Here is a 24,505-nt window from a genome sequence, read left to right on the forward strand (position 1 = left end):
CACGTTCTGTTTGTTTTCGCCGTCGAAAACAGACGATTTTTTATGAGGAGGTTCTACCCCGTGAGTCTTTCCAAGACATTATTACGGATGGCACGATTCGGAAAAACGATTTTGCCAGCACCGAAAAAAAACAGTCCAAAACGATCGAATTTCAAACAATTCCTGCAACTGGATTCCACATTCCAAGAACAGACCCTTTCAGGAAAACTTTCTGATACTACAGTGACGGTCGAAGCCTTACTTGTTCGCGATCGTCTTTTAAACGAAGTAATCGCCTTACCTAACACGCACAGCTCAGGAGGACATCAGTTTTCCTTTTCGTTGACGCATGACATACTTCCTGCCCTCGTCAATCGTGTCCTCGAAAATCAGGAACTGACCGAGCAGGAACAGCCGTTGCTTTTGAAAGAGGCTGAAGACACGTTAGAAAGCTTAGAGACAGATGCTTCTGACGACACGACTGAAGAGGAGACAGAACTCCCTTCCGGACGTTTCTCGCTCTGGCTCAAATTCTCGAAAAGCGTCACTGATTTCCAACCTGCGACGCTCGAGAAATGGGAAACAAACGGCTTACCGAATCACGCCACGATTATTGATGATCTCTTCACACGTGAAATCATTCTCGGCCGGTTCTCGGAGACCCGGATCGCCGCGCCATTAAAACCACTGCTTGATGCGGACTTCCAACATGTTGCCCACCTGTATACGGATTTAAAAGGGAATCTTCGCCTGTTATTAAATAAGGAACCAAAGGTCAAACCGAAGATGCAGATTGATGCGATTGATTCTCCAGTCGCCGATCAAACGGAAATCAAAGGGAAAATCTTTACCCGGCATGCTTTCATCCGAAAAGGAACGTTACAACTCGTGCACCGCGAGACGGGTGAGCAAATCCCGGTCCCGATTGATTGGGTATACGATAACGCCCGGAGTGCCGAAAAATTTGGTCTCTACCGGTATACGTACCGGACAGTCATCAATTGGACACGTCTGCATCAGGAGCATCAACTTTTACAAGAAGGCATTTATGATGCTTTCGTTGCTCTGGACTATTACCACCGTTCTGCCCCAACGTTGCTTCGCCTTGGACGGGCACGTTATATCACCCGTCAATTGACCCCCGAAACACGGGGTCAAGGAGATGCGACGACGATGCATATCATCCCGTACTTTACGGTCGGACACCGGAATCTGTCGTTCGAAATGACGGAATTTACGAATGACAACTATGCTTATTTGAATCATATGATGAAGTTTGCTCCGCTCTATCGACTGTTTGCCGAAAAGAATACATGGCTCGTCGGCGAACGTCCTTACAAAGCACAAGACAACGGTTATCATTTCTTTAAATACATGCGCGAGACGTATCCCGATCGTCCTGTCTATTACGTGATTGATCCTGAGTCCAATGAATATTCGCAAGTCGAACAGCTAGGACATGCGTTACCGTTCAAGTCAAAGGAACATATTTATCATTCACTGATGTCGAAAAAAGTCATCGGGACGCATCATGCTGAATATCTTTATCCGCTCCGGTCGGAAGCCTTCAAACGGAAGATGAAAGCTGATCGTGTCTTTATCCAGCACGGTGTCCTTGGGACGAAAAACATGGACGACCAGTACGGCAAATTCGCACCGGCGTTCGATACGGATTTATTCCTTGTCAGTTCAGAACGGGAAAAACGTCTTGTGACTCAGGACATGGGGTATCCGGAACGGGAAGTCCGGATTACCGGTCTGTCCCGCTTCGATGCTTTGCTTGCAAAAGATGTCGAAGTCAAACGACAAATGTTGATCATCCCGACATGGCGTTCTTGGTTACAGACACCGCTTCAATTCTTTGAATCCGAGTATTATCAACAATATCAGACGTTGCTGACAAGTGAACGATTACACCGATTCGCGGACGAACATCAGCTCGAAATCGTCTTTTGCCTGCATCCGAACATGCAACAATATACGAGTCACTTCGAAGACTTGCCGATCACGGTCATCCATCAGGGTGAACGGGACGTACAAGGATTAATGAAGGAAAGTCTGCTCCTTGTGACCGATTATTCGAGTGTCGCGTTCGACTTTAGTTTCTTGAATCGTCCGGTTCACTATTTCCAATTTGACCCGGTCCGGTTCATCGGACCAAAGGGTTCTTATCTGGATCTGGAACAGGAATTACCGGGACCGATCTCATCGACACTCGATGAGTTGTTTAATGATCTCGACGCGACGGCTGCCCGTTCGTTCGCGATGGCGCCGGAATATCAGGCACGTGCTGCAGCCTTCTTGCAACCCGTCGAGTCTTCGTATTCGGAGAAAATTCTTCAAACAATCGTCGATTTTAAGAAGGAACGGAATTGGATCGAACAAATCCAGACGGCGGAAGCCGCCAATATTCTCTTCCGTCTGTATCGCCGGAGCCGGTTCTACTTCCCTTCAATGAAACTGGCCTATCGTTTAATGCAACGGTTGCCGGTCGACCCGAAACTTGTCGTGTTTGAAAGTGGACTCGGTAAACAGTATTCCGACAGCCCGCGTTATATCTATGAAGAATTAAAACGACGTGATCTCGATTATAAAGTCGTCTGGGTCTATCATAAGCGTCTGTATCTCGGGGATCCGAATGCCAAAGTCATCAAACGTCTGTCACCTGCTTACTTCTATTACCTGGCGACGGCGAAGTTCTGGGTCAACAACCAGAACTTCCCGCATTACTTCACACGCCGGAAAGAGACGACCTATATTCAGACGTGGCACGGCACACCGCTCAAGAAGATGTTGTTCGATTTGGACGAGATTCACGGACGGGACGAGGGATACATCGACCGGGTCACGAACTCGATCAAGCAGTGGAGCGTCTTGTTGTCTCCGAGTGCTTATGCCTCGACGATTTTCAAAAGTGCCTTCCGGTATGATGGACCGATTTTTGAATCCGGTTATCCGCGCAATGACTTGTTCTTCTCGAACAATCAGCCGAAGACAATCGAAAGCATCCGGACGAAACTCCAATTGTCGGATGATAAGAAAGTCATTTTATATGCTCCGACTTTCCGCGATCATCAGTCGCTCGGAAACGGAAAGTTCTTCTTTGACTATCCGTTCGATTTCAACCGCGTCGCTGAAGCGCTCGGAGACGAGTACGTCTTCTTGATCCGGACCCATGTCCTTGTGACGAAGAAACCGCGGATTCCTGCCGAACACCGGGAACGTTTCATCGATGTCACGAGTTATCCGGATATTCAGGAACTCTATTTGATCACGGATTTATTGATTACCGACTATTCGTCCGTCTTCTTTGATTTCGCGAATATGAACCGGCCGATGTTCTTTTATGCTTACGATCTTGATTTATACCGCGATACGTTACGCGGTTTCTATCTTGATTACTACAAAGACTTACCGGGACCGATTCTTGAGACCGAAGATGCCTTTATTGAGGCCTTGGCGAATATCCCGCAATTGACGAACGACTACCAGTCGCGACTCGATTCCTTCCGGGAAGCGTATTGTGCGATGGAAGATGGTTCGGCGGCTTCACGTGTCGTCGACAGCTATTTTGCGAAAGACACACTCGAGTTAACCGAGCAATCGGACGGCAGTTATTCCGTCTAAGAACATGAAAGTTTCATATGAGAAAGGATTCTTTCCACACCCGTGGAAAGAATCCTTTTTTCTGTTCAGCCGAACAACTACCGCCTTCAGCCCATTGCTTTTTGATTTGATTTCCAATTAATGTTATTCTAAATTAGAATTTCAAAAATATTATTCGACACAAAAAATATTATGTCATTTTACTTAGGAGGGATGGTTCATGGAACGTTGTTCACTTTGCGGAACACCATTGGAAACAGAAGCGACAGCATGTTCCTACTGCAAACATCCTGTCCTCAAAAAACAACGCTTCGATGAGGAATTACCGGTCACGCCGGTCAAATCCAGCCGTCACATCTTATCTTTCATTATCGTTTTCGCGTTAGCGGTTGGATCGATCGGGACATGGTATGCCTTGACGCAAACCGACTCAGCCCGCACGACGCTGGCGGCGCCCGTTCAAGCCTTACCTTTGTCGGATTGGTCCGATGAGACATCCGCCTACAATCAAACCTATTCGTCGGAAAACCCTCCGGCCTCTTACGATATCTTGAAGTTCGTCCGTCAATATACACAAACGGTTCCGGAAACGGCCAATTATTCAAAAGCGACGGATACACTGGAAACGTTCTCCGCCATCCAGTTCGCGACCTTGGATGCCTTTCAGTCAGAAGTCGGGGCGTTACGGACGATCCATGCCGCTTCCGACAGTCCGATTCCACCGCGCCTCCAGACAGTTGACTTTAAGGGGTTCGTCTCAAAAGGAGATTCCTATCAGGTAAGGACGATTGAAACGTATCAACTTCCTGCCGGTCATCAGCTCGTCACGTACGTTGTCCGTTACAGTGTTCGGTTACATACGGATCACCTGCAGATCACGCACATCGTCCGGACGGAGGTGCCCGCATGAGAGTGTTCGCCATACTTCTTTTATGCAGTCTGCTGATGGGGTGTTCCCAGGAGCCGTCACGTATCCAGGACGAACTGGACATGGGACAATATACGAAAGCCGTCGATCAATCGACCCGTCAGGACCCGATGGATGAAGCAGCTCAGTTGATGGTTCGCTTGGAAACGCAATTTGCGAGTTACCATTTTCATGACGCCGTCACTATTGCCCGAAAGATTGAACAGTTGCCGTTAACACAAGATAATTCGGTTCGCTTGCAGGCAAAGTCGATTCAACTCAGTGCCGAAGCGATGATCGAGCGCTTAAAACAAGCAGCGGGTACTTATCAAATCGAGCGCAGTATTCTCGATGACGGGCTGCAAGAACAATCCTTCCCTGCCACAGGTCAAGTGAAAGTATCATTCGGTAAACCGCACACGTTGCTGGCAACGATCCAGTATCAACAGTTCGGAACGACTGATGCAACCCGGAGTGATACAGAGACAGTCCGCTTCGAACCGGATTTATCGGCCCGCCTCGCCCAATCCGAAGGGCTCGTCAGTTATGTCTTCAGCCGGGCAGGTCTTACCGTCACCTTCGAAGGTACGGGCGGGAAACGAATCTATCAATTAAAAAAAGCTGATCAGTAAACGAAAAAAACGAACGCCGTCTCTTGATGATTCAAGAGGCAGCGTTCGTTTTTACTTACATAAAAGAATTACAATGCATCCAGTCGACTGACGATTTCCGCACACAGCTCGTGCGTCGCCAGACTGTCTTTCCCCGTGACAGATGCTGACGGATTTCCGTGGACGGTTTCGATGAACGCATCTACCATCTCAACGAATCCGCGACGGTGAAGCGTCGGCTCCCAGTTGTCGAGCGGAAGACGCAACGTACCGGCTTTCGTCAGCCGTTCCACCGACGTCACATCTGTCGCAATCCGTTTTTCATTTGGTCCCATTACTTCGACGCGTTCTTCCGTCACGCCGTTGTTCCGGTTCATGATGCCGATCGCCGTGATACCGTTCGATTCGAATTGAATCGTCACGTGATGCAACAACCCATCGACTTTTTTACCGCGGACTTGCAACTGTTCGATTTCACCTCGTCCCGTCAGGAATCGAAGTGTATCCGCGACATGGACGAAGTCATCAAAAATGAAGGTCTTCGCATCTTCGATGAAGGATGTCCGGTTTTTTTGCATGACGACCAGATTCGGTTCTTCGACTTCAAGTAAAGTTCGATGTGCTGATGCAAACCGGCGATTGAAGCCGGTGATGAAATGCAGTCCTTGTTCTTCCGCCTGTTCTGTTAAGGCCCGGACTTCCGCGACTTCGAGCGAGACCGGTTTATCAATGTAGAGATGGACACCTGCCGTCAGCAGCTGTTTCGCTTGTTCCGCGTGGGCTTTCGTTGCTGAGTGAATCATCGCGACTTGAATCCCCTCTTTGATCACGTCTTCGAGTGAAGACAATGTTCCGGCAAACCGGTAAGCGTTCCGTAACCGTTCTGCTTTTTCCTGATCCGTTGAAACAAGATAGACCTCTAAGTCCGTCCGCTCCGCATAGACCGGTAAATATGCCTTTTGAGCGATATCGCCTAAACCAATTATTGCAATCTTCATCTAAATTCCTCCTTGGACACGTCTTTTGCTCTCATACCCTATGTTAGCGGTTTTCATACACTTCGTGTAACTAAAGTATTTTTTTAAAAAAGAAGATAATTTCCTTTTTTTGTTTTATGATAAGAACATATTTTGCAAAAGGAGGGAATGAGTTTTTTTATGAAATCATTATTCAGGATTGGTTTGACGCTCGTCCTACTTATTACGTTATGTCTCCCGGCCGTTCCTGCCCAAGCAGCAAGCTACCAGGTCATCGTCACGTCGACGATTGGAGCGAACATCCGGTCGAAGCCGAGTACAAGCTCATCTGCAACCATTACCCGTCGTGCTCCGTATAAAGCTAAATTCACAGCGGTCTCCTATTCGAACGGTTGGTACAAAATCAAAGATGGAAGTGCCTATCGGTATCTGTCGAATCAAGTCGCTAAAAAGGTGACAACAAGTTCCGTCAAGACATATAAAATCATCGTTTACTCGACGGCCGGCGCAAACGTCCGCACGTCACCAAGTACAGCTTCCTCTAAAAATATCAAGCGGCATGCTACATACAAGTCAAAGTTCAATGCCGTTTCCTATTCGAATGGCTGGTATAAGGTCAAAGGGAAAACGAACTACTATTATGTTTCGAACCAAGTCGCCAGAAAGCTGACGACGAGCTCTCCTGCTCCAGCGAGCGGCAGTTATCCGGTTGCTTCGATGCGTTATTTCAAGCTTGGATCATCCGGTTATGAACTGACGAAAGAAAGCTTTGCCCGCCGTTACCCTGCGAGTACGACAAAATTATTGACGGCCCTTGTCGCTTATGACGCGGCTGCAAAAAAGGGGACACTCGATCAGACATTTACACTGACGTATTCGATGTTGTCTGTTCCTGCCGGCAGCAGCTCCGCTGGTTTCCGATCGGGTGACAAAGTCACGATGCGTCAACTGTTAAACGGGATGCTGATCCGGTCAGGCAACGATGCCGCGAAAGCCATCGCGGTCCGTACGGGCGGTTCGGAGTCGAACTTCGTTTCCATGATGAACAGCCGAGCGAAAGCAATCGGCATGTCGGCCAGTCATTTCATGAATCCACACGGCTTCTATCATCCAAGCCACTATACGACGGCGGCGGATATGCAGAAGCTTGCCAATACCTATGCCAAGTACAGTTATCTGATGACGGTCAGCGGACGTAAGTCGTTCCAGACGACCGTTAAAGGACCGTATGCCCGGACGTTGACGTGGTATCACACGAACACGTCACTTCCAGGTGATACGCGTGTCTATGCAAGCAAGACCGGTTACACTCCGGAATCTGCTTATACACGGGTCTTCTTCATTAAAAAAGGTTCAACACGTTACGGTCTCGTCACGTTAAAAGGGACCCTTCCTCAAACAGAAACGACGTTACGTTCCGTCCTTAATCGTTAAGAACAGACTCTCGGATCCGCTTTCTTCGGAAAGTGGAATCGCGAGTCTTTTTTGTTGATTTTCTCTTAAAAATTTCACTTGCAATGGAAGCGAATTCATCATATGGTGGAGATAACAATCAGACGTCTGACGTCTTAATGGAGGAATTCACGTGGGAAATGTAAGTTTGTTATTCGGAGGCGTCGCCCTCTTTTTAAATAGTCTGTCGCTGTTCGGTAAAGTCGATTTGAAGAGTGCAGGCCTGTTCAGTCTGTTGACCGGATTACTGCAGACGTTCATCGCGACCTGGCTCGTCATCGGGGCAGCCGGAGATCCGGCATTGACGTTCGGCTATGCGAGCATCTATTTATTTGCGTTTACGTACCTCTATGTCGGCATCACCTTTTTATTTGGTCTTGATGGGAGCGGCGTCGGCTGGTTCTCGTTGTTTGTCGCCATCTCCGCGCTGTTTTATGCAGGGGTCAGCTTTAGTACCGGCGATTTCATGGGTGGTGCGACGTGGTTATTTTGGGTCATCCTGTGGGGATTATTTTTCCTCGGGATGGGATTAAACATCAGCATCGATGCTCTGACGGCACGGGTTGCGATTGTCCTCAGTTGGCTGACGCTAATCGTTCCGGCTCTTGTCGGACTGCGGTTCGGGACGAACGGTGCCAGCTACCAGCTCATCTGGAGTGCAGCCGCTATCATGACGGTCTTGTATTTCATCTATGCGGCCGTTAAGTTCCTGCCTGTCCGGACGATTGTCCGTTCGAAAAACTAAAGACAACCATCCATCCTGGCTTCAACGTCGGGCATGAATATGAAAAAGGGCGGCGGATTTTAATCTGCCGCCCTTTTTCGAGGACTATAACCATCATTTCAGTTCCTTTTGCAACTCGGTCCGGACCTGCTTCAGCGAAGCGGCTGTCGGATGCCAGTAATAGATCTGATCCGACTCAATGCCGCCGCTTCCTTCAAGCGACAACGTCTCGACTTGTTTCAAACTGTCCCGGTAATCGGTCGCAAGCTTCCGGACGACCGGGAACGGGATATCCGTTTTGACATTTTTACCGAGTGCCGTCAACACATCGTTAAAACGCGTCAAGGAAAAATCAGCCGTCAGTTTATCTGCGGCGGCCTGAACGACCTGCCGTTGCCGGATTTGCCGTCCAAAGTCCCCCCGCGGATCATCGTGACGCATCCGGGCATACGCAAGAGCTTCCTTTCCGTTCAGTGACACTGGACCTTTCGGGAACTGCATCTCATAATAGGAAAAATTAATATCATTTTCAACGGTCACTCCATCAACGGCATCGACTAAATCGGTGAACCCCTTGAGATTGATTTCGGCGAAGTAGTCGATTCGCAGATCGAGTAGATGCTCGACCGTATCCCGTGCCATTTCCGGACCTCCGAAAGCATAGGCATGATTGATTTTATCGTTCGAACCGACACCGATGATTTCCGTCTTCAAGTCGCGGGGGATGCTGAGCATCTTGCTTTCGCCGGTTGCCGGATTAACCGTGACGACGATGATCGTATCGCTCCGTCCTGCTTCGTCTCCCCTTTGATCCACACCAAGCAATAAAAACGACAACGCCTTTTGTTGATTTGCCGGTTTGCTCTTCGAGGCTTTTGCCGGTTGAGATTGAGTCGTCGCCTCGACATGTGTCGAATCGGCCACCTCCGCCTGCTTGCTCGTCGGATGATCTGCCTGCTGGATGTACCCACCTGATCCGAAAAAAACGAGTAACCCGATACCAACCACTGTTATGATCAGCCACGTCCATTTTTTCATCATGATATCCCCTTTTCCTTCGGATCAAGTCGATTTACGATTGCTGGTCGGAGACGATCATCACCGCATTGCTCCAACTGCCGAACAAGGCCGTGATGACACCGATGCTCGGCGCCTCCCGTCCCTCACTGAAGCGTTGATAGTGTGCAATCGTCAAACCATCCATTTCAACCGATGCCTCCCGTAAAATGCGTAACACTTCCTCTTCCGTCCAGCGTTTGCGTGGTTGTTCAATCCCGATGATTTCCAGAGCATTACTCCACGATCCGTACCGTCTCGCAATCGTTGCCACCGTCGGCCGGTTTTTTCCGGCTGCCCATTTCGTATACGTCTGGCTCGTCAGGACGGATAACGTCTCTTGTGCTTCGAGTAACGATTCGATGATCCGGCGCTCCATCTCCTGCACCCGTTCTTTTAAAATTTCTGCTTCCGATAATGCCTGCTGCCACGAGTTGAATTGATGGACGATATCGGTCAAGCTCGGCGCCTGATGTTGCTGAGCCCATTCACGATACGTCGCACTCGTGAAGGGTTCCAGTTCTTCCTTCGCGGCTCGTAAGGCCTCGACGATATCCGACTTGGTAAAGGCTACCCGGACATGGCCGATGCCGGCCCGTTCGAGAGCGATTTGCCATGATCCGAATAAAATCAGGATTTCCGCGACGCTTGGATACTGGGTATTCAGTTGCCAACGAAAGTAGGTATTTGCCGTCAGTTCATTTTTCCCGTTCGCAGCGAGACGGAGTGCTTCAATCGCTTCCTCCAAATCGCTCATCACGATGTCTCCCTCCCACACATTCATAACTGAACATTTCGTCGAACATCTTCAACGAGTCCCTGGCGAACAAAACGAATGACGAGTGCCTGATCCGTAAAACTCATTTGCGAAGCGGACGGTAAACAGATTCCTTCCTCGAACAGACGGCGACTGACATCCTCCTCATTCGCCGTGATATACGGAACATCCCGGTAGACGGGTTGCAGATGCATCGGTTTCCAGACCGGACGCGCCTCGATGTTTTTTTGCTGCAACTGTTGAATCAACATGTCCCGTTGTTCCATGCCACCCGGTAACGTCAGTGCCGTAAGCCAGCGGTTTGCGCGGCTTCCTTCGATTTCCTGTTGATAATGCGAAGCATCGACCGTCTCGAATGCCCGGACGTATCGATTAAAAATCGTCCGCCGTGCCTCGACGCGCTCTTCGATCACTTCCAGCTGTCCGCGTCCGATGCCGGCAGAAACGTTACTCATCCGATAGTTAAAGCCGACTTCCGTGTGTTCATAATGTAAGACGGGCTGACGGGCTTGCGTCGCGAGATAAAAGGCCCGCTCAATCAAGCTGTTGTCATTTGAGACCAGCATGCCGCCACCCGACGTCGTGATGATTTTATTACCGTTAAACGAATAGATGCCGAACGTTCCGAACGTGCCCGTCATCCGGCCGTTGACCGTTGATCCGAGAGATTCTGCCGCGTCCTCGATCAACGGCACATCATACTCCTCACAGATGGCGGCGATCTCCTCGATCTTCGCAACGACCCCGTACAGATGGACGACGATGACGGCTTTCGGCAGGCGTCCCCGGGTCGCGGCTTGAATCATCGCCCGGCGCAGTGCCGCCGGTGACATGTTCCACGTTTCCGGTTCGGAATCGATCAGAACCGGTCTTGCGCCGACATAGCGGATCGGATTCGTCGAGGCGACAAAGGTTAACGACTGGCAAAAGACATCATCCCCTGCCGTGACGCCGAGCGTCGCCAAGGCTAAGTGGATGGCTGCGGTCCCGCTGCTTGTTGCGAGTGTCGCTGCTGCACCGCTGTACGTTTTCATTGCCGCCTCGAATGCTTCGACATTTGGTCCGAGCGGCGCGACCCAGTTCGTTTCCAAAGCTTCCGTAACATAACGTATTTCCTGACCACTGAGATGCGGGATTGATAACGGGATGTGTTTCATAATGACTGCTCCTCCCTTGGTGACAGTTGGCGGACAGGTGTCCGGTATGCCGGAAACCAGTCTTGCGACGACGGGATGTGGTGTGTGAGATGCTGTTCGGATAATTGCCGGTACAGTAAAGGATGGAGCACTGATGTCCCGAGCGTATACGATGTCTGGCGATGGCTGAAGGAACGTTTATAGGCGAGCAGGCTGTCGTCCTCGTTCCGCGTCGTTCCTCCTCCAAGATGAAGGGCCGTTTTTCCGAGTGCCTTGGCACGGCGGATCATTTCAGCGAACAGAAGATGATTCGGACGGGCTGCCAGTTCCGCCGGATCGGATGCACCGAGATGATAATGTGCAAACTGTTGACCGTAGAGAACGATACAACCGGCAATGATCTTTCCTTCCCGCTCAGCGACCAATAATTCGGCCGGCAGTCGCCCATCCTGAAACTGGTGAAAGTAATGGTCGGTGAAGTAATAACGGGCATCGGCCTGGTGTTTGTCCATCGTCAGCCGGTAAAGCCGGATGAAACGGTCATATTCGTCCTGTCCCGCGACCCGGACCGTCACGTCTTCCCGAATGGCTTTTTTGATGTTCCGCCGTGTCATCGAAGAGAACCGACTTTCAATCGTCTCAAACGAATCGGTCAGATCGACCGTCACCGTCTGTTGCAGAACTGTCGTCGTCTCACACCAAACCTGTCCAAGTTCCTGATTTTCAAGGAGCGGATGAAAACGAATCGTTTCGCTGACAATCCGTTCCGCGTGACAATAATCGAGAAAGTGGCGGCGGATATCCTCGACTTGATCGCTCGACCAGCGTCCGACGAAGACCGGTCCGCCGTATCCGTATGGAGTCGTTAAGTCTTGAAACGGTGTGCCGGTTATTTTACGTTTCAAGTACGGATAAATCAGCACACCGGACTCGGAAGGATGAATGTACATCTCGGGTACCGCTTCCGGTTCTTGCGCCAGTTCAAAGTAAGCGTATTCATAATAACAATCAAGTCCATATCGGGCGACAAGGGCATCCCATTCCAAGGGATCGTGAATCAGACGTTCATTGCTTAGCGACATCATGATGGACACCCCCATCGAGTCCCTTGAACTCACCCATCCCCGTCTGGTGGTCGGTCGAATTCCCTTCTGAAGAAATGACAATCTTGACGGTCTTCCAAAGAATATATAAATCGAGTCGGAACGTATGGTTCGCTGCATACCATTGATCCTGTTCCAACCGTTCCTGCCAGGTCGTCGCGTTTCGACCGTGGATTTGTGCCCATCCGGTCAAGCCCGGCAGGACGTCATGCCGTGTCATCTGTTCTTTTGAGTAATGGTTCAAATAGCTGACGAGCAGCGGACGGGGTCCGACGAAACTCATCTGTCCCCGCAGGATGTTAAAGAACTGGGGGATCTCGTCGAGACTCAGGCGCCGGATCCATTCGACCGATTTTGGAATCCGGTCGGCATCCGGTAACAGCTTGCCGTCCGCATCGGTTTCGTTCGACATCGTCCGGAACTTATAAATCTTGAACAGTTCTCCTTTGTACCCCGGACGGACTTGATTAAAGAAAATCGGTCGTCCGAGCTTCGTATAGACGAATACGGCGACGAAGGCATAGACCGGCAACAGGACGAGGATAGCGAGTAGACTGACAGTGAAATCGAATGTCCGTTTCATGATAACGTCCTCCTTCTCATAAGTTCGAAAAGAGATTGAGTTGCCGCTTGATGACATCTGCTTCGTTAAAGTGTTTCATCGCCCGTTCGAATCCGGCCCGTCCCATTTCAGACGCGACGTCCGGCTGTTCGACCAGATTCAGCATCCGCCGGGCCAGTTGTGTTTCATCCTGTACCTCGACCAGATAACCGGTTTTGCCGTCGACTACTTCTTCCCGACAGCCCCGGATGTTTGTCGCAATGACCGGTTTCGCCGTCGCCATCGCTTCGATGATTGAGCGGGGAACACCTTCGCGGTGCGACGGTAACACGAACGCATCGACTTGATGCAACAGTTCCGGTACATCTTCGACGAAACCGAGATAATCGATGTTCGGGATTTCCCGGATCCGTTTCCTGAACGTATGTTTCGTCGTCTGATCGCGTTCGCTTTCCATCATCTCACCGGCAATCATCAACCGAACGTCCGGTTGGACCGCAACAACCTGTTCGAAAGCGTTCAACAGTTCGAGAATTCCTTTTTCTTCGACGATCCGCCCGATGAATAAAAACGTAAAGGGTCCGGTTGTTTGGCGGGGACGTGGATAAAACCGGGTTAAATCGATCCCGTTCCCGAGGTGCATCAGACGGGTCGTATTTTTGAACCGTTTGCGGTTCGCCAGTTCGTAGTCTTCCTGACTTTGGAGCAATAGATAATCGGTCGCGAACCGTGCCAGCCATTTCTCAACGGAATACGTCAGCTGGTAGGTGACACGTCCCATCTTTTCGTGAAAATAAAAACCGTGTGCCGTATAGACGATGTGTTTCGTGCCCGCCCGCTTCGCTGCGACCCGGCCAAGGGCGGCCGCGACCGGCGTGTGCACATGCACGGCGTCATATTGTTCGGTCTTTAAAATCTGGACGATTGAACGAATCGTCTTCCAGTTACTCGTCCAGTCGATTTTCCGTTCGATTGGAATGTCGTGCATCGTAAATCCTTGCGCCGCGAGTTTCGATGCTGCCCCGGTGTCGGCACAGGCAATGCCGACTTCATGTCCGGCATTTTGCAAGGCTAACAGCAACGGTTGTAACATCGTCTCGGCCGTCGTATCGAGGGCGCAGACCTGAAGAATTTTTAAAGTCGCCATAAATGCACCCCTTCCGGTTTTTCCGCCGGTTCCAGCATCCCTTTGATATCGATGACGATTCCGCGACCGACTTTGAGCAGATGTTGCGCCAGCAGCCAGTTGCCTTCGACATATTCTTCGTGCGAGACGGCGAAGATGACGACGTCGGCGGGTTTCAAGTTTGCCATATCAACTAAATCGATTCCGTATTCGCGTTTGGCATCTCCTTTTTCGACAAGGCGGTCCGTCACCTGGACTTCGATACCGAATTCTTCGATTTCCTTGACGAGGTTCGCGACTTTCGAGTTCCGGATATCGCTGACGTTTTCCTTGAACGATAGACCGAGGACCGTCACCCGCGCACCGAGAACCGGCATGTTTTGTTTGATCAGATTTTTTACGAGCGAGGTGGCGATGAAACGTCCCATCGTATCGTTGATCCGGCGTCCGGCCAGGATGACTTCCGGATGGTAACCGAGCGACTCGGCCTTCATCGTCAAGTAGAACGGATCAACCCCGATGCAATGACCACCGACGAGTCCCGGACGGAACGGTAAGAAGTTCCACTTCGTTCCGGCGGCTTCGAGAACCTCAAGCGTATCGATGTTCATCCGGTCGAAGATGATCGCCAGTTCGTTCATTAGCGCGATGTTCAAGTCGCGTTGCGTGTTCTCGATGATTTTTGCCGCCTCGGCGACTTTGATCGAGGACGCCCGGTGGACGCCGGCTTCGACGACCGCTTCGTAGACTTCAGCAACGATATCGAGTGTTTCTTGATTTTGGGCCGAGACGATTTTTTTGATCGTCTTGAATGTATGCTCATGATCACCGGGATTGATCCGCTCCGGCGAGTAACCGACGAAGAAGTCGATCCCGGCCCGCAGACCGGATGCTTCTTCAAGGACCGGAATACAATCTTCCTCCGTCGCTCCCGGATAGACCGTCGACTCGTAGACGACGATATCGCCTTTGTTGAGTTGGCGTCCGACGAGGTGTGAAGCGCGCAGAAGCGGTGTCAAATCCGGTTGATTTTGGGCGTTGATCGGTGTCGGGACGGCGATGATGATGAAATCACTCACACCAAGTGCTGTTGCGTCCGTCACGTATTCAACGTCGGCATTTTTGAGGACGAACGGACTGAGTTCAAGCGTTGCGTCGATGCCCTCTTTCAGTTCGGCGACCCGCTGTTCTTTGATGTCAAAGCCGACGACTTCCGTTTTTTCGCCAAAGGCGACGGCGACGGGAAGACCGACATATCCGAGACCGACGACGGCAATCGAACGGTTGGCGATGGGGAGTGATCGTGTTTCGGCTGCTGTCGTATCTACGATGTGTTTGACTGCCTTGTTCATGATGGATTCCTCCTATTTCATCGACTGTTTGACAATCAGTGTTTTTCCATTCGGTTCCTGCTTCATCTGCCGGACCGGCTCGAGGGTGACCTGCATCGACGATCCGAGGAGTTTCTGCATCTCCCGCAACAGGATTTTTTCATGTTTCGGCACGAACCGCTGCTCGTCGGGAATGTAACGGAGCGTCACACGATTCAGCGCATGTTGTTCCACCTGGAGGCGTAAGACCGAGTTCGGCAGTTCCCGGGCGATCGTCGTGATGTCGCCTTCAAAAACCTTGCCGCGTTTCTCGCTGACGATATAACTCGTTCCACGGCCGTCAATCGACTCGATGACAGGACCGTTCAGTCCGCATGTGCAAGCCTCTTGTCCGAGTGTCATCCGGTCGCCGATCCGGTACCGGACGAGCGGTGTACCGCGGGTCGTAAAACACGTGACGACGACCTCACCCCTGTCTCCATACGGTTCAATGATGCCCGTCTCGTGATGGAGATGGAGTTTGTGTGCCCGGCATTCCGAGATGATCGGTGCCCCTTCTGATGAACCGTATTGGTCAAAAACCGGCGCTTGAAACGCCTCTTCGATTAACCGGCGCATCTCCGGCGTCACCGTTTCCGATGTCGGGAAAATCGCGATCAAGGGAAAGTCGAGCCGTAACTCATGTTTCAGCAGATATAAAGCAATTTCCAGCATCGCGGTTGGTGTGCCGTCGAGTGCCACCGGCCGAAACCGGTTCAACTCTTCGATATAAGCCGGAAAATTTTCTTCTTTCATATGAAAGATTGATAATAACAATTGATTGAGTGGCCGGTTCTTCCGCCAAAAGATTGGCTTTTTCTGATCGATCGCGGTCAACGTCCGCCCGGTGAAGCTCGCACGTCGCATCCCGGAATGAAAGCCGTGCAATTCTTTGAAGTAATCGAGATGCGCCATCCGTTCCTGAACGTCTTCCCGCATGAAGGCGACTTGGAGGGATTTCCCGCTCGTCCCGCCGGTCCGGCCGCGAACCGGCGCGTCCACTTCCGACATGAAGGATTCGTTTTGTTGCCGTAATGTTTCTTTTTCAAGGATCGGAATCGTCTGTAACTGATCGATTGACGTGAACGGAAGACGGATATCGTGCTCCCGAAACAGTTTCCGGTAATAAGGTGTATGTTCCTGGATGAACAGGAGAAACGTATTCAGCCGTTCTAGCTGTTCGAGCCGGTAATCGACTGTCCGGTCTTTAACCCGTAGTTCTTGAATTTTTTTCTCATATCCCGGACCATAGCGTTCCTGCATCAGCTTTTTTCCGTACATGGATGTCAAAATATTCTGAATAAATATCGGAGAATTATAGTAAATCTCTTCTTTAAGCGCCATCCTGGACTTCCTCCTTCAGCCGGTAATGCTGTTCGTACCAGTCGATGAATGCATGGACACCTGCTTCAATCGTCGTTTGCGGCCGGTAACCAATCGTCTCGAATAACGATTCAACATCAGCAAAACTTTCGGGAACATCTCCTGCCTGGAGCGGCATTTCGTGTTTGATGGCTTTTTTACCAAGCCGCTCTTCAATCAAGGCGACGAATTCGTTCAGCCGGATCGGGCTGTGACTGCCGATATTAAAGACACGGTACGGAACATTGCTGCGGTCAGGCAACGGATTTTCCTGATCAAATGCCGGATCGGCAACCGGTTCCGTCTGCATCAACCGGTAGATGCTTTCGATGATGTCATCGACGTAGGTGAAATCCCGTCCCATCTCCCCGTAGTTGTAAAGATCAATCGGTTGTCCTTTCGCAATCGCTTCCGTGAACTTGAACAAGGCCATATCCGGCCGTCCCCATGGTCCGTAGACGCTGAAGAACCGAAGCCCGGTCGTCTTGATGCCGTAAAGACTGCTGTACGTATGCGCCATCAGCTCATTCGCTTTTTTCGAAGCCGCATAGAGACTGAGCGGATGATCGACGGCATCCGTCGTTGCGAACGGCATCTTCGTATTCGATCCGTAGACGGAACTTGAAGAGGCATAAATCAATTGTTCAACCGGATAGTGCCGGCAGGCTTCGAGGATGGACAGGAAACCGACGATGTTCGATGTGATGTAGACGTCGGGACGATCGATGCTGTACCGGACGCCGGCTTGAGCCGCTAAATGGAGCACCAGGTCAATCTGTTCCGTCTCGAAAATCCGACTGATTGTCGCCGCATCTTCGAGTGACACCCGGTAAAACGTATACCGATTCGGATCCAGTTCCATCAGGCGGGCTTCTTTCAGTGACGGATCATAATAATCATTGACTTCATCCAGTCCGATCACCCGGTACCCTTCCGCCATAAAGCGACGTGCCGCATGAAATCCAATGAATCCTGCAATCCCGGTAATTAAAATCGTCTTATTCTGCACGTTTCTCAACCTCCTCGAAGTGGTGGAGCACTTGATAGCGGATATAGTGGATCGATGTATACGCGATCAGCAGCATCGGAAACAGTTTATACCGGTGACGGATCGCTGTTCCGACGTTCCCTGTCCCGAGACCGAAAATGACGGCGTTAACCATGAACAGAATCAGCATGAACAGAAGCACACTGCCGAGCGGGTGTTGTTTCAAATATTTCAGATGCATCAGTGTCAGACCGCATAACAGGAGATAAAAAGCCGCATCGGCGAAGAAAATCGCGATGTTCATCACACTCGACCATTGCCATGGAAACGGCGAGAACAGGAAGTAAATCATCCGCAGCGGTGCGTACAGGACCATGTCCGACGGTCCGGTCACCATCAATCCGTTCAGATAGGCCGATCCTCCACGGTCATAACTCATCCCGCTGAACAGCTGTCCGTTTGCAGAGACGTGGGTAAATTTCGCGAACAACACGTCCTGGAAGCTGTAGACGATGAACCCGACGATGACGACTTGGACCAGCAACCGCTGTACTTTCGAAGCTTCAAAATCCATCCGTTGCGTCTCGTGATTATAAAAGGAGAAGTAGACGAGGAGGACCAGAATCCCGATTGCGAGACCCGAATGAAACATCGTACTGATCAAATAACCGAGATAGGCGAAAGTCAGACTCGCCACCGATTTATCAAGCGTCCAGCGCACCATGTAGTAGAGCGTATAGACGATTCCGAGTGCGACGAGCTGGTCGCGTAAGAGAATCGGTGATAACAACAGGCCCTGGGCAAAGAAGGCAAACACACCGGTTGCGATCAGGACGTAATGCATCGGCAGTTTCAAAAGCAGCAACGTTTTCGACAGGATGACGATCGAGACGACGCCGAGAATGACATTGAAGTACTGGGCGAGCATCCGCTCCGGACCAAACGCGAGATAAAAGATTCCTAAAAATTTGGAGTAACTCCCCCGGACGACTTCGTTGAACATCGTCGGGTCGGTATAAATCAGCAGTCCTTCGAGATGAAACGCTTCCGTATCGTCACCACTGTGCGGCGGGAGCCGAAACAGTTCCAAATCAACCAGCATCAATGTCAGCCGGATCAGGAACGCCGTCACGAAAATCAGGAACAACGGTGTCGTCTCGGCTTGCCGGAGAAGATAAAACATCAGCAAGACCGAGTTGATGGCAAGAACGGTTGCGACGTAACCTTCAGAAGTCAAAAAGAGCGGTCGGACCAATTGGCTGAGCAAGGCTTCCAGAACGACGACAATCAGAATCGGCCGCATGCTTTTCCCTCCTTTAGCTGCTTTGTTCAATTGCCAGTGTCAGTTTTCGTGGATAAAGCGAACGATAAAGGGCCGGAATCAACAGTCCGATCTGGGTGACGGCACATAATCCGTAAGCTGTCGTCGCCCCGTATAAACCGTACATCGGAATCAGGATGCTGCAGGCGACGATATTGACGATGACACTGCCGAAGATGGCAATCGTCTGAACACGGAACTGTTGAAAACCGGTCAACAACGCTTGGATGACGGTCGAATTATAAAAGAAGAGCGAGGCGACCATCATCAGGACGAAAATCGTATGGTACTGGACAAACGAGGCATTGTAGAAAATCGTCAAGCCCCACTTCCCGAAGAAAATCGACCCGATGATCAACAGGATACCGACTGCATTCGTCATGAGCAGCATCGACCGGGTCAGCTTCCGTAATTCCGGTAAGCTTTGCCGCTCCCCGCTGTCGGAGGAGAAGTTCGGCAGCAAAACGGCGACGAGGGAATGAATGAACAAGCTGCCAAGAACCAGGAGATACGCGATGCTCGCATAATAACCGAGTTCTTCCGTTCCGATTGCATGTCCGACGAACAGGCGGGGAATGTTGGCATTGAGAGCGATCAATAAGGCGACGAATCCGAGCGGGACTGCTTTAAAGAACAATTGCCGTCCCGTTTGATACCGTTCACTCATCTGCTGGTTTTCAAATCCGTGACCGACACGCCGGACGGTCGGTAAATCGTAAAGAATCAACATGATCAGGTTTCCGGCGACGAGTGCTAAGACGAAGCCATGGATCGAATGGGTCGTAAAAAGAATCAAGGCCGCACCTGAGACGTTGACGAGACTGCGGAAAATCTTGGATAAGGCGACTTCCTTGAACGCCATATGTCCTTGGAGAAATCCGTAGGCGAGATCAGCGAATGATTCCATATACTTGTTCAGGTAAACGAGTAACGTCAGCCAGAGGATATCGGCTTCCCCAAAGAAATAATAGACACCGAGAAGGACGAATACTCCGACAGATAATAAGGAAAAGCGGGTCTTGATGAACAAATTGAAATTTTTTAAGCCTGACCGTTCTGCCGTCAGGATCGTGCTGGCATTTAACCAGCAAAACATGACAATCGGAGCGGTTAAAGCGAGCGCGTAATTGAAGTAACCGATGTTGAGTGGTGTGCTCCATTTAATCAGCAGTGTCAAAATCATCCACTGATGGAGGGAATAGGCCGTATCTGCAATGAAAATCAGATTAAATCGTGACAGTTGCCGAACAGATTTCATCTCGTCTCCCCCTCATTCCCGGGCGATCCGAATCGCCGGTGGAATCGTCTCCGGCATCATGTCGGTCCGGTTCGTCGCTTCAAGTAGATACGTCCGTAACGCCTGTTCATCATCCAGCGTCAAGGCGATGTTCCGTAAATAAGGATCAATGGATCCGAACGGTCGTGTCTTCCCGACGAGAATCTTGTCAAAGACCCGTTCTTCATGTACTTCTTCCGTCGCGAGCAACTCTTCGTATAACTTTTCACCTTTTCGGATGCCGCTGTAGACGATTGGAATCTGTTGTTCGGTAAAGCCGCTTAAATGAATCAGGTTCCGGGCGAGCGTCGTGATGTTGACGGGTTCGCCCATGTCGAGGACGAAGACTTCTCCACCTTCTGCGAGGACGCTTGCTTGAATGACGAGCCGGCTCGCTTCTGGAATCGTCATGAAATACCGGGTCATTTTCGGGTCCGTCACGGTAATCGGACCGCCTTTCGCAATCTGGTCCTTAAAGAGCGGAATGACGGAACCCCTGCTCCCTAACACGTTGCCGAACCGGACGACAGCGAATGTCGTCTCACTGTTGCGGGCAATCTGCTGGATGGCCATCTCCGCGATTCGTTTCGTCGCTCCCATCACACTGCTCGGATTAACCGCCTTATCGGTCGAAATCATGACGAATCGCTTGACTCCGGCCGCTTCCGCGGCAAGCGCGACGTTCCGTGTCCCGTAAATGTTATTTTTGACCGCTTCACTCGGATTATCTTCCATTAACGGGACATGTTTATGCGCGGCCGCATGGTAGACGAGATCCGGTTTAAAACGTGCCATGACATCCATCATCCGGTCCGCATCCTGGACATCGGCGATAACGGAGTGGAGCGTGATTCCTTCCGTTACGGCTTCCAGTTCACGCCGAATCAGATAAATGCTGTTTTCTCCATGACCGAGTAAAATCAGATGGGCCGGTTTGAATTTAATCAGTTGCCGGCAAATCTCTGAACCGATGGATCCGCCGGCACCGGTTACAAGGACCGTTGCTTGACTGACACTTTTTTCAATCTCCGTGATATCGAGTTCCACCGGTTCCCGACCGAGCAGGTCAGCGATCGATACTTCGCGCATCTGATTGACGGAAACCTTGCCGGAAGCCAGTTCGACAAGCATCGGTAATGTATGGGCTTCGACTTTCGTCTGTTTGATCCGGTTCAGTAAGGCAACCCGGTCCGGATAGGCAAGTGACGGAATCGCCAGGACGACGGCTTCAATTTTATGTTCTTCAATGATGCATTCGAGCTGGTCAATCGTTCCGATAACCGGGACACCGTGAATCATCATCCCTTTCAGCTCCGTAAAATCGTCGAGTAATCCAACGACATTAAGGATGTGGGCTTTTTTCTGTTTCAGCTCTTTCGTGATCATCTGCCCCGATGCACCGGCACCGATGATCAACGTCCGTTTCCCGAGCGACCGATTTTCACGTTTCAGCTCGAGACTCCGTCCACGGATCAGCAGACGGACGAACAAGATTCCGTTCAGAACTAGTCCGGTTTGGAGGAAAACGGCGCGTTCGACGGCAAAATCGAACAACGCGTACTCAAGTCCGAGAAGGACGAAGCTGCTCGCAACAACGACGACGAGCAGCACACCCAAATCTCGGAGGCTGGCATACCGCCAAATGATTTGATAAAAACGCATCCAGTGGGCGACCAGCGTCAAGGCGACCCATTGAATCAGGGCGATTTCGATAGCATCCATCAGTTCAAAGTTGGCCGTGAGGTTCAGCGGGTTAAAGAAGTAAAAGGTCACGACCGTCGCAGCAATGATGATTGAGGCATCGATCAGCCGCAGTAGACCGATTTTCATATGCCGGCGATATTGCTGAAATGGCGGGGCTTGCATGATCGGCTCCTCCTTTCTTCAATCAAGAACGGCTGGGATGACTGACAGCTTGCGGGTAAGACGTCTCTTTTGTTTCTTCAACGACTGACTTTTTTCCGAGCGCCCGGGAATAGACGATCAATAATCCGAAGAGGAGTCCGAGAATCCCGCCGATTGCGGTATTCATCAGAATGTTCGGCGAGACCGGTTTCGTTGGAATCCGGGCTGTCGAGAAGACTTCCGTGCTGCTTGTTTTGATCAGTTGCGGCACATAATCCTGGAAGACTTCCGTCATCGTATTCGCCTGGATTGCGGCTTGTTCTGCCGATCGATCCGTGACCGATAAGGCGATGACTTGGGAGTCCAGGTTACTGGCAACGGTCAGACGATCCGTCAAATCAAAGATCCGTTTATCCGTGACGTCCATCTTTTGAGCGACCTGATCAATGACTTCAGGGCTTCTTAAAATATCTTGGTAGGTACTGACAAGCGTCGTCGTCGATGTCGCTTCCGCATCCTGTTGCGGGACGACAAGGATATAGGCAGTCGCTTCATACGTCGGTGGAATGACATAGGTGCTGACGGCATATCCGGCACCCGCTAAGAGAAGAGTCAGTAAGCAGAGTACCCACCACCCTTTCTTTAATGTCATCACATGGTCACCGAATGTCTTTTTTTGATGGATGGAATTCACATGGTTCACCTCTTTCTCACTACCTGACATGTTGGATGGACACTGGTTATGGTTACACCTTATTTCCAAACGACTGCCAAAACAATTAGAGCTTGGTGGAAATGATTATATTTTTTTGAGGAGTCATCATGCTTCGGTATCGTTAGTTCATCGAAAAAGATTGATTCACAAAAAAAAGACGATTCACAAAAAAATGATCGCCATTTTTTCAAAATCATCCGTGAAAACTGCATGAATTTTAGTAAATGAAGGGTAAATACCAATTTGATGATTAAAATACTGAAAATTCGGTAATAAGTCCTATATGAAGGGTGGATAGATACTAGTAATGATGTTAAAATCATACAATATACCTGAATCGATTGGCTTATTCCTCCTGGCTCTTTGGGTCCTGATCGATTTATGGACACGTCCTCTCTCCTTCACGGACGAAGTCCTGCCGAGTCATTGGAACATCTGGATCGCTCTTATCTATCTGATTCTGTTTACTGGCCTTTATCTTGTTACCCGTCCCTTGTATTTTCCGCCACGCGCCTTGACCCAACGACTTGTCACTTCGTTTTTACTTTATCTCACGTTTCACGCTATCATTTTCTTTTTTCGTCCAGCTGTCGATTCTTCGCTTGCCCTACTCCATCTGTTTACGACATGGTTTTTCGTCATCATCGTTCTATCACTGACGCTTCAACCTTTCATCCGTTGGTTTCAGCTGTTGAACCTCATCCTTCTCTATCAGGCCTTCTTTCTCGCTGTTTATGCACTCATCGTCTCATTCGGAAAACAATACGTTCCGATCGAGAACATTCAGTCGTTGCAACTTGGTCCCGTTTCCTTATCCCAACTTTATGTCGGTGAGCAAGGCAGTTTTCTCCGGTCAGCCAGTCTGACCAACAATCCGAATACGTTGGCAGCATGGCTCGTTCCTGGCGGTCTCATGGCCTGGATGTCTGTCCTGCAGTCGATTGCTCGCCGAAATCTCCGGTCATTCGTTCTGTTCGGGATTATCCTGATTGTGATTTTCATTGGTCTGATCCTTAGTGCTTCGCAGACTGGTCTCTATTCATTTTGTCTGCTTGCGCTGTTGACGACGATCTTATTGATTCCGGCCCATCGGTTGCGTTATCAGGTGACGGGGCTTTATCTGATTGGTGCCGCGATTCTCATCGGCTCACTGTCCCTCAACCACTCGTTATTCGCCAAGTTGATCAGCCTCAACGGAAGGAGTGAGTTATGGCAAGCCGGTCTGACCGCTTCACTCGACCGGTTTTGGTTCGGACACGGACTCGGCTCTGCTGTGATCGGGCTTGAACAACAGCTCGGACCGAGTACACTGTATACGTTCCACAGCACGCCTATTGTCTATCTGTATGAACTCGGATTTTTCGGACTGTTGCTGTATTCCGCGTCATTTCTGTTGATACTCGTCCGGTTCATTCAGGATTACCGCTACGACGATTCGTTAGCGATCAGTTTGTTGTTACTCAGTATCTGGTTGCTTTTGCTTCAGTTCACAGAAAGTGTCTTGATCCGGCCCAGTGGATTTTATTTCATTTGGCTCAGTTTTCTGATTTATGCGACACGCCGTCGCACGACCTCACAAGAAAGTACCCACACCTAGACGAACACCTACAC

The 24,505-nt window shown here is 50.4% G+C and carries 20 protein-coding genes; 6 read left to right on the forward strand and 14 right to left on the reverse strand.

All coding sequences use genetic code 11. From position 1 onward, the window contains the following. The first annotated feature begins 60 nt into the window (after positions 1 to 60). From ACP26N_RS13580 to ACP26N_RS13590, 3 genes are all read left to right on the forward strand, one after another. On the forward strand, positions 61 to 3,606 hold the full coding sequence (locus tag ACP26N_RS13580) for a CDP-glycerol glycerophosphotransferase family protein (RefSeq protein WP_426354088.1): 3,546 nt from the start codon (positions 61 to 63) through the stop codon (positions 3,604 to 3,606). A gap of 199 nt (positions 3,607 to 3,805) precedes the next feature. Continuing rightward, positions 3,806 to 4,495, forward strand: coding sequence for a zinc ribbon domain-containing protein (locus ACP26N_RS13585; protein ID WP_131502312.1), 690 nt, complete (start codon positions 3,806 to 3,808; stop codon positions 4,493 to 4,495). An 80-nt stretch (positions 4,496 to 4,575) separates the two neighbouring features. Then, a complete protein-coding gene (locus ACP26N_RS13590) occupies positions 4,576 to 5,124 on the forward strand; it encodes a hypothetical protein (RefSeq protein ID WP_426354090.1) in 549 nt (182 codons plus the stop codon). Between the two features lie 68 nt (positions 5,125 to 5,192). On the opposite strand, the gene ACP26N_RS13595 is transcribed toward ACP26N_RS13590, so the two are convergent. Then, a complete protein-coding gene (locus tag ACP26N_RS13595) occupies positions 5,193 to 6,101 on the reverse strand; it encodes a Gfo/Idh/MocA family protein (RefSeq protein WP_131502314.1) in 909 nt (302 codons plus the stop codon). 159 nt (positions 6,102 to 6,260) lie between these two features. Between ACP26N_RS13595 and ACP26N_RS13600 the strand changes: the two genes are divergently transcribed. Both ACP26N_RS13600 and ACP26N_RS13605 read left to right on the forward strand, forming a co-directional pair. Continuing rightward, positions 6,261 to 7,514, forward strand: a complete 1,254-nt coding sequence (locus ACP26N_RS13600; RefSeq protein WP_251138605.1) for an SH3 domain-containing protein — start codon at positions 6,261 to 6,263, stop codon at positions 7,512 to 7,514. A gap of 151 nt (positions 7,515 to 7,665) precedes the next feature. After that, positions 7,666 to 8,277 carry an AmiS/UreI family transporter gene (locus tag ACP26N_RS13605; protein ID WP_131502316.1) on the forward strand — a complete coding sequence of 204 codons (612 nt, stop codon included), beginning with the start codon at positions 7,666 to 7,668 and terminating at the stop codon, positions 8,275 to 8,277. A gap of 93 nt (positions 8,278 to 8,370) precedes the next feature. On the opposite strand, the gene ACP26N_RS13610 is transcribed toward ACP26N_RS13605, so the two are convergent. The 13 genes from ACP26N_RS13610 to ACP26N_RS13670 are packed head-to-tail and all read right to left on the reverse strand — an operon-like array spanning position 8,371 to position 22,873. After that, entirely contained in the window at positions 8,371 to 9,294 is a 924-nt protein-coding gene (locus ACP26N_RS13610) for an LCP family protein (RefSeq protein ID WP_188004727.1), read from the reverse strand. 34 nt (positions 9,295 to 9,328) lie between these two features. After that, positions 9,329 to 10,069 (reverse strand): hypothetical protein, encoded by a 741-nt coding sequence (locus ACP26N_RS13615; protein WP_131502318.1) that lies wholly within the window; start codon positions 10,067 to 10,069, stop codon positions 9,329 to 9,331. 23 nt (positions 10,070 to 10,092) lie between these two features. After that, positions 10,093 to 11,247 (reverse strand): aminotransferase class I/II-fold pyridoxal phosphate-dependent enzyme, encoded by a 1,155-nt coding sequence (locus ACP26N_RS13620; protein ID WP_426354092.1) that lies wholly within the window; start codon positions 11,245 to 11,247, stop codon positions 10,093 to 10,095. Next, on the reverse strand, positions 11,244 to 12,311 hold the full coding sequence (locus ACP26N_RS13625; protein WP_131502320.1) for a GNAT family N-acetyltransferase: 1,068 nt from the start codon (positions 12,309 to 12,311) through the stop codon (positions 11,244 to 11,246). Before ACP26N_RS13625 ends, ACP26N_RS13620 begins: the two co-directional genes overlap by 4 nt. Next, positions 12,292 to 12,912, reverse strand: a complete 621-nt coding sequence (locus ACP26N_RS13630; protein WP_131502321.1) for a sugar transferase — start codon at positions 12,910 to 12,912, stop codon at positions 12,292 to 12,294. The genes ACP26N_RS13625 and ACP26N_RS13630 overlap by 20 nt, the downstream gene beginning before the upstream one ends. A gap of 16 nt (positions 12,913 to 12,928) precedes the next feature. Then, complete coding sequence (locus ACP26N_RS13635) at positions 12,929 to 14,038, reverse strand: glycosyltransferase family 4 protein (protein ID WP_426354094.1); 1,110 nt, start codon at positions 14,036 to 14,038, stop codon at positions 12,929 to 12,931. Then, positions 14,026 to 15,369, reverse strand: coding sequence for a nucleotide sugar dehydrogenase (locus ACP26N_RS13640; protein WP_426354096.1), 1,344 nt, complete (start codon positions 15,367 to 15,369; stop codon positions 14,026 to 14,028). Before ACP26N_RS13640 ends, ACP26N_RS13635 begins: the two co-directional genes overlap by 13 nt. A 12-nt stretch (positions 15,370 to 15,381) precedes the next feature. Beyond that, the gene (locus tag ACP26N_RS13645; RefSeq protein WP_426354097.1) at positions 15,382 to 16,731 is read right to left on the reverse strand and encodes a phenylacetate--CoA ligase family protein; all 1,350 of its coding nucleotides are present in this window, start codon (positions 16,729 to 16,731) and stop codon (positions 15,382 to 15,384) included. Beyond that, positions 16,721 to 17,758: an NAD-dependent epimerase gene (locus ACP26N_RS13650; protein ID WP_114594974.1), complete on the reverse strand. Its 1,038-nt coding sequence runs from the start codon at positions 17,756 to 17,758 to the stop codon at positions 16,721 to 16,723. Before ACP26N_RS13650 ends, ACP26N_RS13645 begins: the two co-directional genes overlap by 11 nt. After that, complete coding sequence (locus ACP26N_RS13655) at positions 17,748 to 19,040, reverse strand: hypothetical protein (protein ID WP_131502326.1); 1,293 nt, start codon at positions 19,038 to 19,040, stop codon at positions 17,748 to 17,750. The genes ACP26N_RS13650 and ACP26N_RS13655 overlap by 11 nt, the downstream gene beginning before the upstream one ends. A gap of 13 nt (positions 19,041 to 19,053) precedes the next feature. Then, positions 19,054 to 20,316 (reverse strand): oligosaccharide flippase family protein, encoded by a 1,263-nt coding sequence (locus tag ACP26N_RS13660; protein WP_131502327.1) that lies wholly within the window; start codon positions 20,314 to 20,316, stop codon positions 19,054 to 19,056. Between the two features lie 12 nt (positions 20,317 to 20,328). After that, on the reverse strand, positions 20,329 to 22,200 hold the full coding sequence (locus ACP26N_RS13665) for a polysaccharide biosynthesis protein (protein WP_426354100.1): 1,872 nt from the start codon (positions 22,198 to 22,200) through the stop codon (positions 20,329 to 20,331). A gap of 22 nt (positions 22,201 to 22,222) precedes the next feature. Then, positions 22,223 to 22,873 carry a YveK family protein gene (locus tag ACP26N_RS13670; RefSeq protein WP_131502329.1) on the reverse strand — a complete coding sequence of 217 codons (651 nt, stop codon included), beginning with the start codon at positions 22,871 to 22,873 and terminating at the stop codon, positions 22,223 to 22,225. Between the two features lie 328 nt (positions 22,874 to 23,201). On the opposite strand from ACP26N_RS13670, the gene ACP26N_RS13675 reads away from it, so the two are divergent. Next, positions 23,202 to 24,491: an O-antigen ligase family protein gene (locus ACP26N_RS13675; protein ID WP_426354102.1), complete on the forward strand. Its 1,290-nt coding sequence runs from the start codon at positions 23,202 to 23,204 to the stop codon at positions 24,489 to 24,491. Positions 24,492 to 24,505 lie beyond the last annotated feature (14 nt).

Source organism: Exiguobacterium sp. R-39, assembly GCF_049942815.1.
Taxonomy (GTDB): domain Bacteria; phylum Bacillota; class Bacilli; order Exiguobacteriales; family Exiguobacteriaceae; genus Exiguobacterium_A.

Bases quoted from the DNA above. Each gene is read 5' to 3' on its own strand.
- ACP26N_RS13585 (WP_131502312.1), top strand. From the start codon at position 3,806: ATGGAACGTTGTTCACTTTGCGGAACACCATTGGAAACAGAAGCGACA.
- ACP26N_RS13590 (WP_426354090.1), top strand. From the start codon at position 4,576: ATGGGACAATATACGAAAGCCGTCGATCAATCGACCCGTCAGGACCCG.
- ACP26N_RS13595 (WP_131502314.1), bottom strand. From the start codon at position 6,101: ATGAAGATTGCAATAATTGGTTTAGGCGATATCGCTCAAAAGGCATAT.
- ACP26N_RS13600 (WP_251138605.1), top strand. From the start codon at position 6,261: ATGAAATCATTATTCAGGATTGGTTTGACGCTCGTCCTACTTATTACG.
- ACP26N_RS13610 (WP_188004727.1), bottom strand. From the start codon at position 9,294: ATGAAAAAATGGACGTGGCTGATCATAACAGTGGTTGGTATCGGGTTA.
- ACP26N_RS13615 (WP_131502318.1), bottom strand. From the start codon at position 10,069: ATGAGCGATTTGGAGGAAGCGATTGAAGCACTCCGTCTCGCTGCGAAC.
- ACP26N_RS13620 (WP_426354092.1), bottom strand. From the start codon at position 11,247: ATGAAACACATCCCGTTATCAATCCCGCATCTCAGTGGTCAGGAAATA.
- ACP26N_RS13625 (WP_131502320.1), bottom strand. From the start codon at position 12,311: ATGATGTCGCTAAGCAATGAACGTCTGATTCACGATCCCTTGGAATGG.
- ACP26N_RS13630 (WP_131502321.1), bottom strand. From the start codon at position 12,912: ATGAAACGGACATTCGATTTCACTGTCAGTCTACTCGCTATCCTCGTC.
- ACP26N_RS13635 (WP_426354094.1), bottom strand. From the start codon at position 14,038: ATGGCGACTTTAAAAATTCTTCAGGTCTGCGCCCTCGATACGACGGCC.
- ACP26N_RS13640 (WP_426354096.1), bottom strand. From the start codon at position 15,369: ATGAACAAGGCAGTCAAACACATCGTAGATACGACAGCAGCCGAAACA.
- ACP26N_RS13645 (WP_426354097.1), bottom strand. From the start codon at position 16,731: ATGGCGCTTAAAGAAGAGATTTACTATAATTCTCCGATATTTATTCAG.
- ACP26N_RS13655 (WP_131502326.1), bottom strand. From the start codon at position 19,040: ATGCGGCCGATTCTGATTGTCGTCGTTCTGGAAGCCTTGCTCAGCCAA.
- ACP26N_RS13660 (WP_131502327.1), bottom strand. From the start codon at position 20,316: ATGAAATCTGTTCGGCAACTGTCACGATTTAATCTGATTTTCATTGCA.
- ACP26N_RS13665 (WP_426354100.1), bottom strand. From the start codon at position 22,200: ATGCAAGCCCCGCCATTTCAGCAATATCGCCGGCATATGAAAATCGGT.
- ACP26N_RS13675 (WP_426354102.1), top strand. From the start codon at position 23,202: ATGATGTTAAAATCATACAATATACCTGAATCGATTGGCTTATTCCTC.